The organism is Nocardia sp. NPDC005978, assembly GCF_040614455.1.
Taxonomy (GTDB): domain Bacteria; phylum Actinomycetota; class Actinomycetes; order Mycobacteriales; family Mycobacteriaceae; genus Nocardia.
Window position 1 is genome coordinate 55,999 of record NZ_JBEXUS010000020.1, and the last position, 14,474, is coordinate 70,472.

At 68.8% G+C, this 14,474-nt stretch carries 12 protein-coding genes; 8 read left to right on the top strand and 4 right to left on the bottom strand.

Annotation, left to right across the window (positions count from 1 at the left end; genetic code table 11):
* Positions 1-123: 123 nt before the first annotated feature.
* The 4 genes from ABZ319_RS12040 (at position 124) to ABZ319_RS12055 (ending at position 3,328) form a co-directional block, all read left to right on the top strand.
* Positions 124-750, top strand: a complete 627-nt coding sequence (locus ABZ319_RS12040) for a riboflavin synthase (RefSeq protein WP_354986384.1) — start codon at positions 124-126, stop codon at positions 748-750.
* Positions 751-838: 88 nt separating this feature from the next.
* Positions 839-2,098: a bifunctional 3,4-dihydroxy-2-butanone-4-phosphate synthase/GTP cyclohydrolase II gene (locus ABZ319_RS12045; RefSeq protein WP_354986385.1), complete on the top strand. Its 1,260-nt coding sequence runs from the start codon at positions 839-841 to the stop codon at positions 2,096-2,098.
* A gap of 45 nt (positions 2,099-2,143) precedes the next feature.
* Positions 2,144-2,623, top strand: a complete 480-nt coding sequence (ribH, locus tag ABZ319_RS12050) for a 6,7-dimethyl-8-ribityllumazine synthase (RefSeq protein WP_354986386.1) — start codon at positions 2,144-2,146, stop codon at positions 2,621-2,623.
* Positions 2,624-2,626: 3 nt separating this feature from the next.
* Positions 2,627-3,328: a PH domain-containing protein gene (locus ABZ319_RS12055; protein ID WP_354986387.1), complete on the top strand. Its 702-nt coding sequence runs from the start codon at positions 2,627-2,629 to the stop codon at positions 3,326-3,328.
* Positions 3,329-3,442: 114 nt separating this feature from the next.
* Here ABZ319_RS12055 and ABZ319_RS12060 read toward each other — a convergent pair whose 3' ends face one another.
* Positions 3,443-5,410, bottom strand: coding sequence for a gamma-glutamyltransferase family protein (locus ABZ319_RS12060; protein ID WP_354986388.1), 1,968 nt, complete (start codon positions 5,408-5,410; stop codon positions 3,443-3,445).
* 260 nt (positions 5,411-5,670) lie between these two features.
* Here ABZ319_RS12060 and ABZ319_RS12065 point away from each other — a divergent pair, with 260 nt between their 5' ends.
* The gene (locus tag ABZ319_RS12065; RefSeq protein ID WP_354986389.1) at positions 5,671-7,140 is read left to right on the top strand and encodes an amino acid permease; all 1,470 of its coding nucleotides are present in this window, start codon (positions 5,671-5,673) and stop codon (positions 7,138-7,140) included.
* 242 nt (positions 7,141-7,382) lie between these two features.
* Positions 7,383-7,913 (top strand): hypothetical protein, encoded by a 531-nt coding sequence (locus ABZ319_RS12070; RefSeq protein WP_354986390.1) that lies wholly within the window; start codon positions 7,383-7,385, stop codon positions 7,911-7,913.
* 129 nt (positions 7,914-8,042) lie between these two features.
* Here the strand turns inward: ABZ319_RS12070 and ABZ319_RS12075 are convergent, their stop codons facing one another.
* The gene (locus ABZ319_RS12075) at positions 8,043-9,707 is read right to left on the bottom strand and encodes an FAD-binding dehydrogenase (RefSeq protein ID WP_354986391.1); all 1,665 of its coding nucleotides are present in this window, start codon (positions 9,705-9,707) and stop codon (positions 8,043-8,045) included.
* An 80-nt stretch (positions 9,708-9,787) separates the two neighbouring features.
* Here ABZ319_RS12075 and ABZ319_RS12080 point away from each other — a divergent pair, with 80 nt between their 5' ends.
* The gene (locus ABZ319_RS12080; RefSeq protein WP_354986392.1) at positions 9,788-11,065 is read left to right on the top strand and encodes a crosslink repair DNA glycosylase YcaQ family protein; all 1,278 of its coding nucleotides are present in this window, start codon (positions 9,788-9,790) and stop codon (positions 11,063-11,065) included.
* Between the two features lie 175 nt (positions 11,066-11,240).
* Here the strand turns inward: ABZ319_RS12080 and ABZ319_RS12085 are convergent, their stop codons facing one another.
* A complete protein-coding gene (locus ABZ319_RS12085; RefSeq protein ID WP_354986393.1) occupies positions 11,241-11,600 on the bottom strand; it encodes a hypothetical protein in 360 nt (119 codons plus the stop codon).
* Between the two features lie 162 nt (positions 11,601-11,762).
* A complete protein-coding gene (locus ABZ319_RS12090) occupies positions 11,763-11,969 on the bottom strand; it encodes a hypothetical protein (RefSeq protein WP_354986394.1) in 207 nt (68 codons plus the stop codon).
* A gap of 225 nt (positions 11,970-12,194) precedes the next feature.
* Here ABZ319_RS12090 and uvrC point away from each other — a divergent pair, with 225 nt between their 5' ends.
* Positions 12,195-14,264, top strand: coding sequence for an excinuclease ABC subunit UvrC (gene uvrC / locus ABZ319_RS12095; RefSeq protein ID WP_354986395.1), 2,070 nt, complete (start codon positions 12,195-12,197; stop codon positions 14,262-14,264).
* Positions 14,265-14,474: the final 210 nt, after the last annotated feature.

The window sequence follows — 14,474 nt, forward strand, 5'->3', positions numbered from 1 at the left end:
TCGTTAGGCTGAGGGGGAGAACCGGGCGGCAACGGCGCGCCGGGAATACCGCCCGCGGCTCGGGCGGTTACCCCGAGCGGCGGGCCCGGCACCGCGGCCGCAGGCGTAAGGGAGAGGCAGGGCATGTTCACAGGCATCGTCGAGGAGCTGGGCGAGATCGTCGCCTCCGAGCAACTGGCCGACGCGGCCCGGCTCACCATTCGCGGCCCCCTCGTCACCGCCGATGCCGGGCACGGCGATTCGATCGCGGTGAACGGCGTATGCCTGACCGTGGTGGACGAGACCGTCGAATCCGACGTCTTCACCGTCGACGTCATGGCCGAGACGCTGAACCGCTCCAGCATCGGCGGCCTCGGGGTCGGCTCGCGCGTCAATCTCGAGCGCGCTGCCGCGGTGAACAGCCGCCTGGGCGGTCACATCGTGCAGGGCCACGTCGACGGCACCGGCACGGTCCTCGCGCGCACCCCCTCGGAGAACTGGGAGGTCGTGCGAATCTCGCTGCCGGACAGCATCGCCCGCTACGTCGTGGAGAAGGGCTCCATCACCGTCGACGGCATCTCGCTCACCGTGTCCGGGCTGGGCCTGGCCGAGGAGGCCGCCCCCGACGGCAGCAAGGACTGGTTCGAGGTCTCGCTCATCCCCACCACGCTGGCCCTGACCACGCTGGGCACCGCGCCCGTCGGAGCGACGGTGAACCTGGAGGTCGACATCATCGCCAAATACGTGGAGAGACTCGTGCAAAGGGGCTGAACCGCCAGTTCGCGACGCCGAAGGCGGCGCAAATTGGACACTGCCCTACTGTAGGTACGGCACCTAATCGAGATGGAGCACAACAGACGTGACCAGGTTCGACACCATCGAGCGCGCAGTCGCCGACATCGCCGCCGGTAAGGCCGTTGTCGTCGTCGACGACGAGGGCCGGGAGAACGAGGGCGACCTCATCTTCGCGGCGGAGAAGGCAACCCCCGAACTGGTGGCCTTCATGATCCGCTACACCTCCGGTTACATCTGCGTACCGCTCACCGGCGAGGACTGCGACCGGCTGGGCCTGCCGCCCATGTACGCCGTCAATCAGGACAAGCACGGCACCGCGTACACCGTCTCGGTGGATGCCCGGGTCGGCATCACCACCGGCATCTCGGCCGCCGATCGCGCCGCCACCATGCGTGTGCTCGCCGATCCGCAGGCCAAGTCCGACGACCTGACCCGCCCGGGGCACGTGGTTCCCTTGCGCGCCAAGGACGGTGGCGTCCTGCGCCGCGCGGGCCACACCGAGGCCGCGGTGGACCTCTCGCGCATGGCCGGGCTCAGCCCCGCCGGCGTCATCTGCGAGATCGTGAGCCAGAAGAACGAAGGCGACATGGCGCGCACCGAGGAGCTGCGCGTCTTCGCCGACGAGCACGACCTGGCGCTCATCTGCATCGCCGACATGATCGCCTGGCGGCGCAAGAACGAGAAGCACGTGCGCCGCGTTGCCGAGGCCCGCATCCCCACCGATTTCGGTGACTTCAAGGCGATCGGCTACGAGAGCGAATACGACGAGTCCGAGCATGTCGCCCTGGTCATGGGCGATATCGCGGGCGCGGACGGCAAGGGCGAGAACGTGCTGGTGCGCGTGCACTCCGAATGCCTGACCGGCGACGTCTTCGGTTCGCTGCGCTGCGACTGCGGTCCGCAGCTGAACGCGGCGATGCAACTGGTGGCCGACGAAGGCCGCGGCGTCGTGCTGTACATGCGCGGGCACGAGGGCCGCGGCATCGGCCTCATGCACAAGCTGCAGGCCTACCAGGTGCAGGACGAACAGGACCTGGACACCTACGACGCGAACCTGGCCATCGGCCAGCCCGCCGACGCGCGCGACTACGGCACCGGCGCGCAGATCCTGGTCGATCTGGGCATCTCCTCGATGCGCCTGCTGACCAATAATCCGGACAAGCGCGCCGGAATCGAGGGCTACGGGCTCAGTATTACCGAGCGGGTGCAAATGCCGGTCCGTGCGAATTCGCACAATCTGCATTATCTGCGCACCAAGCGGGACCGGATGGGCCACGACCTGGTGGGCCTGGACGATCTCGACCTGGGCGAGACCGCCAACTGAGTCTGCAGTTCCTCCACACACGATGATCGAGAAGGGCGGAAATCGATGAGCGGCACGGGCGTACCGTCGTTCGAGCTCGCGGATGCCAAGGATCTCAAGCTTGGCATCGTCGCGTCGCGCTGGCACACCACCATCTGCGACGCGCTCGTCGCCAACGCCGAGCAGACCGCGCGCGCGGCCGGTGTCTCCGACATCACCATCGTCCGGGTCGCCGGCGCGATGGAACTGCCGGTCGTCGCGCAGGCGCTGGCCCGCACCCATGACGCGGTCGTCGCGCTGGGCGTCGTGATCCGGGGCGGGACACCGCATTTCGAGTACGTGTGCGATTCGGTCACCGCCGGGCTGACCCGCGTCTCGCTGGACGAGGGCACCCCGGTCACCAACGGCGTGCTCACGGTCAACACCGAACAGCAGGCCCTGGACCGCGCCGGCCTGCCCGGTTCCGTCGAGAACAAGGGCGAGCAGGCGTCCGCGGCGGCGCTGGACGCCGCGCTGACGCTGCGCGACCTGCGTCAGACCGTCTGAGCAATGCCTGTCGTCCGGATCTGGAAGCGCGACGGCGGTTCGGACGAGCCGCCCCGCGAGCCCGCCGCGCAATCGAAGGATGGTGCGGCCGAAGTGCCTGCGTCAGAGCCGAAGTCATCGACCACCGCGGCCGCGGAATCGGAGCCCGCACCGGGCGGGGGCGCGGCCGACGCCGGTGCGACCGCGGTGAGCGGCGCCGCCGGAACCCGGTCGCAGTCTCCCGGATCGGCCCCTGCCCCGAGCGCGCAGTCGCCGGACGGCGACTGGGATCTCGTTGTGCGCCCGCATCGTTCGGTGCGCACCGCGTGGATCGTCGCGGTGTTCCTGGCGGTGTTCTTCACGGTGATGGGCGTGTTCCTGCGCCGCGGCTCGACGGGCGTGACCTTCCAGGTCTCGGATCAGATCGGCCTCGCGGTCTTCGGCTTCATCCTCGGTGGCGCGGTGCTGCTGCTCACCCGCCCGCGCGTGCGGGTGGGGCGCCGGGGTGTGGAGGTGCGCAACATCTTCGGCGAGAACGAGTTCGCCTGGCCCGACATCCGCGGCCTGTCCTTCCCGGACAAGAAGTCCTGGGCGCGTCTGGAACTCGTGCACGACGAGTACGTGCCCCTGCTGGCCATCCGCACCAACGACAAACTGCTGGCCGCCGACGCCATGGACCGCTTCCGCGAACTGGGCGCGAAGTACACGGGCGAGAATCAGGGCTGAGGGCTCAGCGCTCCCGGTGCGGTGATCGACCGGCCACAACGGACCACGACACCCGCCACCGATCGGTGGCGGGTGTCGCCGTTCCCGGGGTACCGCTCGCGCCGGACGTAGGTGTCAGCGGGTGTCGCCGAGCACGGCTCCCTCGCGACGGGGGTCCGCGCCGCCGATCAGGTCGTCGCCGTCGCGGACCACGGCCGAGAGGCCGCTGGACTGCGGAGCCACCGACACCTGGTGGCCCAGTTGGCGCAGGCGCTGGACCAGCGGATCGTTGTCACCGTTGTTCGCCGGATCGACGGCCGGATGCTCGCCGCCCACGTTCGTGACGGGGGAGTTGGCCGCGCCGAAGGAGACCGCGGAGACCGCCTGCTGCGGGTCCAGGCCCCAATCGAGCATGCCCACCAGGGTTTTCACCACGAACTGGATGATCACCGAACCGCCGGGGGAGCCGGTGACGTGCGTGAGGGCGCCGCGCGAGCCGTCGGCGGCGCGGTCGAAGACCAGGGTGGGGCTCATCGAACTGCGCGGGCGCTTGCCCGGATCGAGCCGATTGGCCACGGGCACACCGTCTTTCCCGAGCGGATCGGCGGCGAAGTCGGTGAGCTGATTGTTCAGCACGAAGCCGTCCACCAGGTGGAAGGAGCCGAAGGCCGATTCCACCGTCGTCGTCATCGCCGCGGCGTTGCCGTACTGATCGATGATGGAGATGTGGCTGGTGCCGTGCTCGGGCGGCTGCGGCCCCACACCGAGTGGCACGGGTCCGAAGTCGCCCGGTTGCGCGGCGCCCATGCTGCGGGTGGGGTCGATGAGGGCCGCGCGCTGCTTCAGGTAGGTCGGATCCAGCAGCGTCTGCGGTGAATTGCCGGGCAGCGGAATGAAATCCGAGTCGGCGATGTATTTGTCGCGATCGGCGTAGGCCAGGCGTTCGGCCTCGGAGATCAGGTGCACGGCCTCGGCGGTGGGCTTACCGCCGTTGCGCGCGGCGTCGTTGTCGCCGTCGGTGCTCGAAGGGCGCATCGAGCCCAGATCGAAGTTCGACAGGATGCCGAGCGTCGCGGCCACGGTGATCCCGCCGGACGACGGATTCGGCATGCCGCACACCTCGTGCGTGCGATACGGCGCGCACAGCACTGTCCGCTTCTTCACCTGATAGGAGGAAAGATCCGCCAGGGACACCGATCCCGGCGTCCGCCCGCCGGAGGTGTCGGCCACGGCCTCGACGATGTCCTCGGCCACCGCCCCGGTGTAGAAGGCGTTCGCGCCGTCCACCGCCAGCGCGGCCAGGGTCTTGCCGTAGGCCGGGTTGGTGAGGGTGGCGCCCTCGGTCTTGGCGGTGCCGTCGGGCTGCAGGAAATAGGCCCGCGCGTTCTCGTCGCGCGCGAGATCGGTTGCGGATTCGGCGATCTGGCCCGCGAGCCGCGGACTGATCTGGAAGCCCTGGTCCGCTAGCGCCACGGCCGGTCCGAAGAGCTCGCCCCAGCCCTGTTTGCCGTGCTCGCGATGCGCGGCCTCCAGCAGGCGCAGCACCCCGGGCACGCCGATCGACCGCCCGCTGGCCCGCGCGTTCGGTTGCGGCACAGTGCGATCGGCGTCGCTGATCCAGCGCAGATAGTCCGGGGTCGCCGCGGCCGGGGCGGTCTCGCGCCCGTCGTAGGCTTCGAGTGCCTTGGAGGTCGCGTCGTAGTACAGCAGGAACGCGCCGCCGCCGATGCCGGACGCCTGCGGCTCGACCAGGCCCAGCACGGTCTGCGCGACGATGAGCGCGTCCGCGGCGGTGCCGCCGTCGCGCAGCACCCGGCAGGCCGCCTCGGTGGCGATCGGATTGGCGGTGGAGACCGCGAAAGTGTTGGTGCGCACCGGTTTCATGCCGGTGCGATAGCCGCTGGCGATCTCGGGCCGCAGGCTCAGATTGGTGGTGGTCGGCCCGCCGGTGGCGCTCGCGCGCACGCTGATCGGCACGCCGTTGGGCGCGGTCGTACAGGACTGCGCCTCGTCCTGCCCGGACGAGCATGCGGTCGCCATACCCAGGAGCAGCAGGACCGCGGCACTCGCGCCGCTCCAGAGATTCCGTCGCACGCGCTTCATGGTCGGACTCTAGCGCCGGACAGCGGTCGGGGTCGGGGTTTGAGCCAGCCGGTGCCAGGGATGTCCGGATACCGCCAATGTGGGTGATAGACACCGTTCTGGCATCGTTTCGGCTATTGCTAATCGACCGCATTTCCGCTGGTTATGTCCGGTTATAACCTTTGGCTGTTACCCAGCTCGGAGCGGCGATGTGATCCACGGCAAATCGCGGGGTACTCTCGGACCGCCTCAATACACGATTGCGGAGGGTTAACCGGCGAATGACCGAGATCCGGACGAAGGCCACCAACCTCACAGCTGAGGACAGCGGCTATCACAAGGCCCTCAAGCCTCGGCAGTTGCAGATGATCGCCATCGGCGGCGCCATCGGCACCGGCCTGTTCCTGGGCGCGGGCGGTCGCCTGCGCGACGCCGGACCGTCGCTGTTCCTGGTGTATCTCATCTGCGGCATCTTCGTGTTCTTCATTCTGCGCGCGCTCGGCGAATTGGTATTGCACCGCCCCTCCTCGGGGTCGTTCGTCTCCTACGCGCGTGAATTCTTCGGGGAGAAAGCGGCATTCGTCGCCGGCTGGATGTACTTCCTGAACTGGTCCATGACCGGCATCGTGGACACCACCGCGGTTGCCACCTATCTGCACTACTGGGGTCCGTTCGAGCCGGTGGCGCAATGGATTCTGGCGCTGGGCGCGCTCGTCATCGTGCTCGGTGTGAATCTGGTGTCGGTGAAATGGTTCGGCGAGATGGAATTCTGGGCCGCCATGATCAAGGTGGCCGCGCTCGTGACCTTCCTGGTGGTCGGCACGATCTTCCTGGCCGGTCGGTTCGACGTCGACGGGCAGCCGACCGGGCTCGGCATGGTGAGCGACGCGGGCGGCTGGTTCCCGACCGGCGTGCTGCCCCTGATCACGGTCACCTCGGGCGTCATCTTCGCCTACGCCGCGGTCGAAATGGTCGGCATCGCCGCCGGTGAGACCGAGAATCCGGCCAAGATCATGCCGCGCGCCATCAACTCGGTCATCGTGCGCATCGCGGTGTTCTACTGCGGGTCTATCGTACTGCTGGCACTGCTGCTGCCGTACGTCGACTACAAGGCCGGCGAGAGCCCGTTCGTCACCTTCTTCAGCAAAGTCGGTGTCGCGCACATGGGTTCGATCATGAACTTCGTGGTGCTCACCGCCGCCCTGTCCAGTCTCAACGCCGGGCTCTACTCCACCGGCCGCATCCTGCGCTCGATGGCCATGAACGGCAGCGCGCCCAAGTTCACCTCGCGGATGTCCAAAGCCGGTGTGCCCTACGGCGGCATCCTGCTGACCAGCGTCATCGCGCTGGCCGGGATCTGGCTGAACTACATCGTGCCGGACGAGGCGTTCGAGATCGTGCTGAACGTGGCCTCCCTGGGCATCCTGGCCTCCTGGGCCACGATCGTGCTGTGCCAGCTCAAGCTCTGGTACTGGTCGCGCGACGGGCGGGCCGAGCGCCCGGCCTTCCGCATGATCGGCGCGCCCTACACCGGCATCGCCACGCTGGTGTTCCTGTTCGTGGTGCTGGTGCTCATGGCGTTCGACCGCCCGGTCGGCACCTGGACGGTCTCGAGCCTGCTGATCATCGTGCCCGCCTTGCTGATCGGGTGGAAATTCGCCGAGAAGCGGGTGCTGGCCATCGCCGCCGAGCGGGCCGGATACACCGGGGAGTTTCCGGTGATTCCGCCGATTCCCATGGACGACAAGTAGTTTTCGGCTTCCGGCGGTACACTGGAGAATTGCCGGGAGACCTGCGCTTACAACGGCCGCACACGCAAATCGTGTGCGGCCGTTATGTGTTCGAGATCACGTTTGAACCCCTCGCGCTATGCGCTGTGGCCATGGTCATAACTTGCCGAACTCGATTGTCGAGTATCCGAACGTTTGGTTAGCGTCAGGCTCTGTGCGTTCGCAGGGGGCGCGCAATCAGGGGTTACTCGACGAGGAGTGCTGTGAGTACGCATACGGCTGTGGTCGATGAGATGGACATCTCGCCGGCAGCTGCGGGAAACGGTGTTCCGGCTTCGGTTTCGGAGCGTTTCACCAGCATTGTTCGTGTTCTTCGTCGTGATGGTTCCGAGATCGCGCTGCCCGCGAAGGTGCGGGAAACCCAGTACGCGGCCTATGTCGCAGCGGGTTTGGCGCTGGTGCACGGCCTGGTGGCGCTGAGCAGCGGCTTCGAATCGGTCCTGGGCAGCGCCGGGCATTTCTTCGCCGCCTGGGTAACCGGCGGCGCGGCACTGCTTTTCGGCCTGCGCTCACCGTGGGTCTGGGTGGGCACGCTGGGTTTGGCCAGCCTGCAAGCGTTTCTGGGCGTCTTCCGCCTGGTCTCGGCGGACATGCCCACGGGGGTGGGGCCTTTCACGATCCTGCTGGGCGTGATGGCTTCCGGCGTCGTGCTCGCGCTGCTGCTCCGCAAGGACTGCTACCGCTGGTTCTGTGCCGTCTCCCCGGATGTTCAGGGCACAGCCGAGAGCCGCTGACCGTCCCCTTCTCGTGCCGCCGGTCGGGCGCCGGGCCGATGTCGGGGGTACCCCGGGAGTCACCCCGAACCCGCGAGCTCGGTCGTCACCGCCGCCCGGACGAATAACCGGGCGGCGGAGCGACTTTCGTTACTTCAGCGTCCGGCCCAGCGCCTTGCCGGCCGCGCGGCCGGAGAAGATGCAGCCGCCGAGGAAGGTGCCTTCCAGTGCGTTGTAGCCGTGGACGCCGCCGCCGCCGAAGCCGGCGACCTCGCCCGCGGCGTACAGGCCCGGGAACGCCGAGCCGTCGGGGCGCATGACCTGCGAATCCAGGTTGGTCTGCAAGCCGCCCAGGGTCTTTCGGGTCAGGATGTTCAGGCGCACCGCGATGAGCGGGCCGTGCGCAGGATCCAGGATCTTGTGCGGGGTGGCGACCCGGCCGAGCTTGTCCCCGAGGTAGCGGCGCGCGTTGCCGATCGCCATGAGCTGCGCGTCCTTGCTGAACTTGTGCTCGGCGTCGCGATCGCGCGCCACGATCTGCCGCTCGATGTCGGCCAAATCCAGGTGCGGGCCGCGCGAGATCTTGTTCATGCCCGCCACCAGATCCGCCAGGTTATCGGCGACCACGAAATCCGAGCCGTGCTTCTTGAAGGCCTCGACCGGACCCGGTGCGCCCTTGGCCACCCGGCTCTTGAGCGTGAGTTTCAAATCCTTGCCGGTGATATCGGGATTCTGTTCCGAACCCGAGAGCGCGAATTCCTTCTCGATGATCGACTGGTCGAGAATGAACCACGAATAGTCGTATCCGGTCGAAAGAATCGCTTTCATCGTGGAATTGGTGTCGAAACCCGGGAAACACGGTGCGACCATGCGTTTGCCGTTCGCGTCGAACCACAGCGACGACGGTCCCGGAATGATCCGGATGGCGTGATCGGGCCAGATCGGATCCCAGTTGTGGATGCCTTCGGTGTAGTGCCACATGCGATCCCGGTTCACGATGCGCCCGCCCGCGGCCTCGGTGATGCCGAGCATGCGCCCGTCCACGTGCGCGGGGACGCCGGAGATCATGTGCTCGGGGCACGGGCCCAGGCGATCCACCGGCCAGTTGCGCCGGATCAGCTCGTGATTGTGGCCGATGCCGCCGGAGGTCACGATGACCGCCCGGGCGCCGATCTCGAAGTCGCCCACCACATCCCGGGACGAAGCCACCCCGCGCTCGGCCTCGGACGGCTCGAGCACGCTGCCGCGCACGCCGGTCACCGCGTCGCCGGACAGCACCAGCTCGTCCACCCGGTGCCGGAACGCGAAGCCGACCTGCCCGCGCTGTTCGGCGGCCAGCACCGGCTCCAGGAACACGCGCACCACCTCGGGGCCGGTGCCCCAGGTGAGGTGGAAGCGCGGCACCGAATTGCCGTGTCCGTCCGCGGTATCGCCGCCGCGTTCGGCCCAGCCCACCAGCGGGGTCACCCGCAGACCGAGATCGTGCAGGTACTGACGCTTCTCGCCGGCGGCGAACTCGACGTAGGCGCGCGCCCACTGCCGGGCCCAGTGGTCCTCGTCGTCGCGGTCGAAGCCGGCCGAGCCGAGCCAGTCCTGCATGGCGAGTTCGAGGGAGTCCTTCACGCCGAGGCGGCGCTGCTCCGGACTGTCCACGAAGAACAGCCCGCCCAGCGACCAGAACGCCTGCCCACCGAGGTTCGCGCGGTTCTCCTGATCCACGATCAGCACCCGCTTACCGGCCTTGACCAGCTCGTGGGTGGCGACGAGGCCGGCCAGACCGGCGCCGACGACGATGACATCCGGATTCTCGATCATCCCTGTTTCCTGGTTCTGTCGAAGTTCGATACATGAGTGTATCGAGTTTGGGTGTCGGTGGGGCATGGCATTGTGCGAGTGTGCCGATTTCGCTCGAGGGAGCGCCCACGCTGACCGTCGCGACGGCGCGTCGTATCGCCCTGGCCGCCCAGGGCTTCGCCGCCGCTCGCCCGAGTACCCCGCCCACCCGGCGCACGGTGCTCAAAGCGCTCGACAGCACCAAACTGCTGCAGCTCGATTCGGTGGCCGCGGTGGTGCGCGCGCACTACGCGCCGCTGTTCAGCCGCATCGGGGCCTACGATCGCACGCTGCTGGACGACCTCGCCTGGAGTCACAGCGCCCGCCGCCCGCGGCAGTTCGTGGAGTACTGGGCGCACGAGGCCGCGCTGCTGCCGGTGCCTGACTGGCCGCTCATGCGCTGGCGCATGGAGAAGTACCGCAACGGCCGCTGGGCGGGATTGTCGGCGGGCGAACGGGATTCGGCCCTGATCGACGATGTGATCGGTGTGCTGCGCGAGTTCGGGCCGAGCACCGCGGGCGCGGTGGAACGCCACCTGGAACTGGACCGGCCCCGATCCAAGGATCACTGGGGCTGGAACTACAGCGAGACCAAGGTCGTCTGCGAGCAGCTGTTCGCCTCGGGTGAGCTCTCGGTCGCGAAGCGGGTCGGTTTCCAGCGCTACTACGACCTCACCGAACGCGTGCTCCCGCCGGAGGTGGCGGCGCGCGAGGTCGACGAGCCGGACGCCATCCGGGAACTGGTGCGGCGCGCGGCCGTCGCGCACGGGATCGGCACCGAGACCGACCTGCGCGACTACTACCGGCTCAACCGCAAACAGACCGAACCCGCCATCGCGGATCTGCTCGAGTCGGGGGAGCTGCGCCAGGTCCGGGTGCAGGGCTGGGACAAGCCCGCGTACCTGCACGCCGATGCCCGCACGCCCCGCCGGATCACGGGCGCGGCGCTGCTGTGCCCGTTCGATCCGCTGATCTTCTTCCGCGACCGCACCGAGCGCCTCTTCGACTTCCACTACCGCATCGAGATCTACACCCCCGAACCCAAACGCGTACACGGGTATTACGTCTTCCCGTTCCTGCTCGACGGCGAACTCGTGGGCCGGGTGGACCTGCGCGCGGACCGCGCCACCGGACGCCTGCGGGTGCCCGGCGCGTTCGCCGAGCCCGGCCGTGACACCGCCCGCGTGGCCGCCGAGCTGGCCGGCGCGCTGCGGGAGATGGCGGACTGGCTCGAACTCGACACCGTCGAGGTGGGCGACCGCGGCGATCTGGCCGCGGCCCTGGACCGCGAGGTGCGCGCGGCCCGTGCCCTCGAACCCGATACCCGCGTGCGCGCCTGACCCCCCGGTCGCTTCGCCGCATGGTGACCCCGCGGGGGGTCCACCGTGGCCGCCCCGGGGCGCTGTTCCTGCGCGTCAAAGCGATGCCGAGTGCCGCGCGGCCCCCGGCACCGCGAAGGCGCTCCGAAAGTCCGCAGCGCCCAGGTGTTTTCAGCGTTGTGTCAGCGGGCCCGGCTCAGAACGGGCCGTCGGTCCAGGTCTCGAGGACCACGCCGGTCTTGCCCGCGCCGTTGCATTCGATCGTGGTCGGCACCAGCGGGCGCACCGCGTCGCCCACGATGTAGGTGGGGGACTGGGCCCCGTGTCCCACCTGGCGGCTGCCCGCGCAGCGCACGACCGCGGCGTACCAGTTGCCGTCGTCGGGGCAGGTGAAGGTGGCGGTGTCCACCCCGCGATCGATCCGGCAGGGCTGCGGGTTCGCCCGCGCGGACGGGGCGGTCACCACGGCCAGGGCCGGGCCGACCAGTGCGGCGGCGCCGAGACCCAGCGCGGCGGCGACAGCCGGGAACCGGTTGTGCGGGCGGAGACTGATCATCAATGCTGCTCCCCTCGAATTCGGACAGGTCGTCCTGTGACAGGTCGTCCAATACTGACCTCGCGGGGTTCTTCGATGCCGCAGGCTCGGCGGATGCGTCGCTCGGCGTGGCGCGCCACGGGACGGCTGACCACCGTGTTCGGCCGAATCCCGCGGGCGCGGTCAGGCGATCGTGAACCCGGCGCTCGGCGCGCCGTCGCAGGTGGCCGCCTGTGCGGTGCGCACCGTGAATTCCGCCCGCACGACCGGCGCCGACGCGGCGTTCTCGGCGGCGGACGCGGGTCCGGACACGGCCACGAGAATCGCGGCGGCCAGGCTGGAGGCGGCGCTGATCGCGAGGGACCGGCGGCTGCGGCGAAGGCGGATCATGATGCTGCTCCCATCGTTTCGGTGATCTTGCGGATACCTTCGGTGCCGCGGACGTTCCGGATGAATCGCCCGGCGTGGCGCTTTCCTTCGCCGGTGTCGCGTCGCCGGAGCGCCCGGGGTGCGCCGAGCCCGCGACGCCGTCGCGTACGCCCGCGCAGAGACCTCCGCCCGCGGGCGGGAGGCAGCCCCGGCGTCGGTGTCGGAGGGCCTCGTTAACCTGGGGGCGTGGCAGATCCCGCGACGTACCGGCCCGCGCCGGGGACCATTCCCGTTGAACCCGGCGTCTACAAGTTCCGGGACGTCCACGGGCGGGTCATCTACGTCGGCAAGGCGAAAAGTCTGCGCAGCAGGCTGAACTCGTATTTCGCCGACGTCTCCTCCCTGCATCCGCGCACCCGGCAGATGGTGACGACCGCGTCCAGTGTCGAGTGGACGGTGGTGTCCACCGAGGTCGAGGCGCTGCAGCTGGAGTACAACTGGATCAAGGAATTCGATCCGCGCTTCAACGTGCGCTACCGCGACGACAAGTCGTACCCCGTGCTGGCGGTCAGCCTGAACGAGGAGTACCCCCGGGTCTTCGTGTACCGCGGTCCGCGCAAGAAGGGCGTGCGGTACTTCGGCCCGTACGCACACGCCTGGGCCATTCGCGAGACCCTCGATCTGCTGCTGCGGGTCTTCCCGGTGCGCACGTGCTCGGCCGGAGTGTTCAAGCGGCACAACCAGATCGGGCGTCCCTGTCTGCTCGGCTACATCGACAAATGTTCCGCGCCGTGCGTCGGGCGGGTCACCGCGGGCGAACACCGCCGGATCGTCGAGGACTTCTGCGACTTCCTCTCCGGCAAGACCGATCGTCTCGTCAAAGAGCTCGAGAAGCGCATGGTCGCCGCCGCCGAGGACCTGGACTTCGAGACCGCCGCCCGGCTGCGCGACGATGTCGCCGCGCTGCGGCGGGCCCTGGAGAAGCAGGCCGTCGTGCTGGGTACCGGCACCGACGCGGACGTGGTCGACTTCGCCATCGACGAGCTCGAGGTCGCGGTGCAGATCTTCCACGTGCGCAACGGCCGGGTACGCGGCCAGCGCGGCTGGGTGGTCGACAAGTCCGGCGACGCCATCGACGCGGTGGACACCGGCGGCGAGTTGCCCGCCCTGGTCGAGCAGTTCCTCACCCAGTTCTACGGAGAGCAGACCAACCAGGCCGAACAAACCGGCGACGAGCAGCCCGGCGCGGTCGTGCCGCGCGAGGTGCTGGTCCCGGCCCTGCCCAACGACGCCGAACAGGTCCAGCAGTGGCTCTCGGACCTGCGCGGTTCGGCCGTGCAGCTGCGGGTGCCCCAGCGCGGGGACAAGAAGGCGCTGGCCGAGACCGTGCAGCGCAACGCCAAGGAGTCCCTGGCCCAGCACAAGCTCAAGCGGGCCGGCGATCTGACCGCGCGCTCGGTGGCGCTGCAGGGCATCCAGGATGCGCTCGACCTGGACAGCGCGCCGCTGCGCATCGAATGCGTCGACATCAGCCACGTGCAGGGCACCGACGTGGTCGCCTCGCTCGTCGTGTTCGAGGACGGCCTGCCGCGCAAGTCCGAGTACCGGCACTACAGCATCAAGGAGGCCGCCGGGGACGGCCGCTCCGACGACGTCGGCAGCATCGCCGAGGTCACCCGCCGCCGCTTCGCCAAACTGCGCCGCGATCTCGACGCCGCCGAGGCCGCGGAGCTCGAATTCGATTCCGACGCACTGGATCCCGGCTTACCGGGCATCGACCCCAAGACGGGCAAACCGCGCAGGTTCGCCTATCCGCCCAACCTCTACGTGGTCGACGGCGGCGCGCCGCAGGTCAACGCCGCGGCCGAGGTCCTGGACGAACTCGGCATCACCGACGTGGCGGTCATCGGCCTGGCCAAACGACTCGAAGAGGTCTGGGTGCCCAACGAGCCGGATCCGGTGATCATGCCGCGCACCAGCGAATCGCTGTATCTGCTGCAGCGGGTGCGCGACGAGGCGCACCGTTTCGCCATCACCTTCCATCGCAGCAAACGCTCGCGGCGCATGACGGCCTCGGCGCTGGACGCGGTTCCGGGCCTGGGCGCGACCCGGAAGACCGCACTGGTCACCCATTTTGGGTCCGTTGCCAAACTGAAGCAGGCGACGGTCGAGCAAATCACCGAGGTTCCGGGGATCGGGATGGCCACCGCGAAGGCCGTGCTCGCGGCGCTGAGCACCGAGAACGCGTCGGGCGCGGAGCCGGCGCCCGCCGCGGAGGCGCCGGAACCGGCCGGGCAATCGTTCGGCACCGAATAATTCCGGCACCCGTCGCGAGGTCGGCGAGAGGCGTAAGCTACCCCTCGCCAACCTGTCCGACACGCCGAGGGTAAAACTCGCGACACGCGTACTGTGCAGGTCGGAAGAAGTAATCACACTTGTATCTCGGCTCCCGCGTGCGCCTGCCGCGCAAACGGGAGCCGGTGCAGGATGATCGAGGGACACGCCCAGAAAACGAACCCGGTAGGA

Bases quoted from the DNA above. Each gene is read 5' to 3' on its own strand.
- ABZ319_RS12040 (WP_354986384.1), top strand. From the start codon at position 124: ATGTTCACAGGCATCGTCGAGGAGCTGGGCGAGATCGTCGCCTCCGAG.
- ribH (WP_354986386.1), top strand. From the start codon at position 2,144: ATGAGCGGCACGGGCGTACCGTCGTTCGAGCTCGCGGATGCCAAGGAT.
- ABZ319_RS12055 (WP_354986387.1), top strand. From the start codon at position 2,627: ATGCCTGTCGTCCGGATCTGGAAGCGCGACGGCGGTTCGGACGAGCCG.
- ABZ319_RS12060 (WP_354986388.1), bottom strand. From the start codon at position 5,410: ATGAAGCGCGTGCGACGGAATCTCTGGAGCGGCGCGAGTGCCGCGGTC.
- ABZ319_RS12065 (WP_354986389.1), top strand. From the start codon at position 5,671: ATGACCGAGATCCGGACGAAGGCCACCAACCTCACAGCTGAGGACAGC.
- ABZ319_RS12075 (WP_354986391.1), bottom strand. From the start codon at position 9,707: ATGATCGAGAATCCGGATGTCATCGTCGTCGGCGCCGGTCTGGCCGGC.
- ABZ319_RS12085 (WP_354986393.1), bottom strand. From the start codon at position 11,600: ATGATCAGTCTCCGCCCGCACAACCGGTTCCCGGCTGTCGCCGCCGCG.
- ABZ319_RS12090 (WP_354986394.1), bottom strand. From the start codon at position 11,969: ATGATCCGCCTTCGCCGCAGCCGCCGGTCCCTCGCGATCAGCGCCGCC.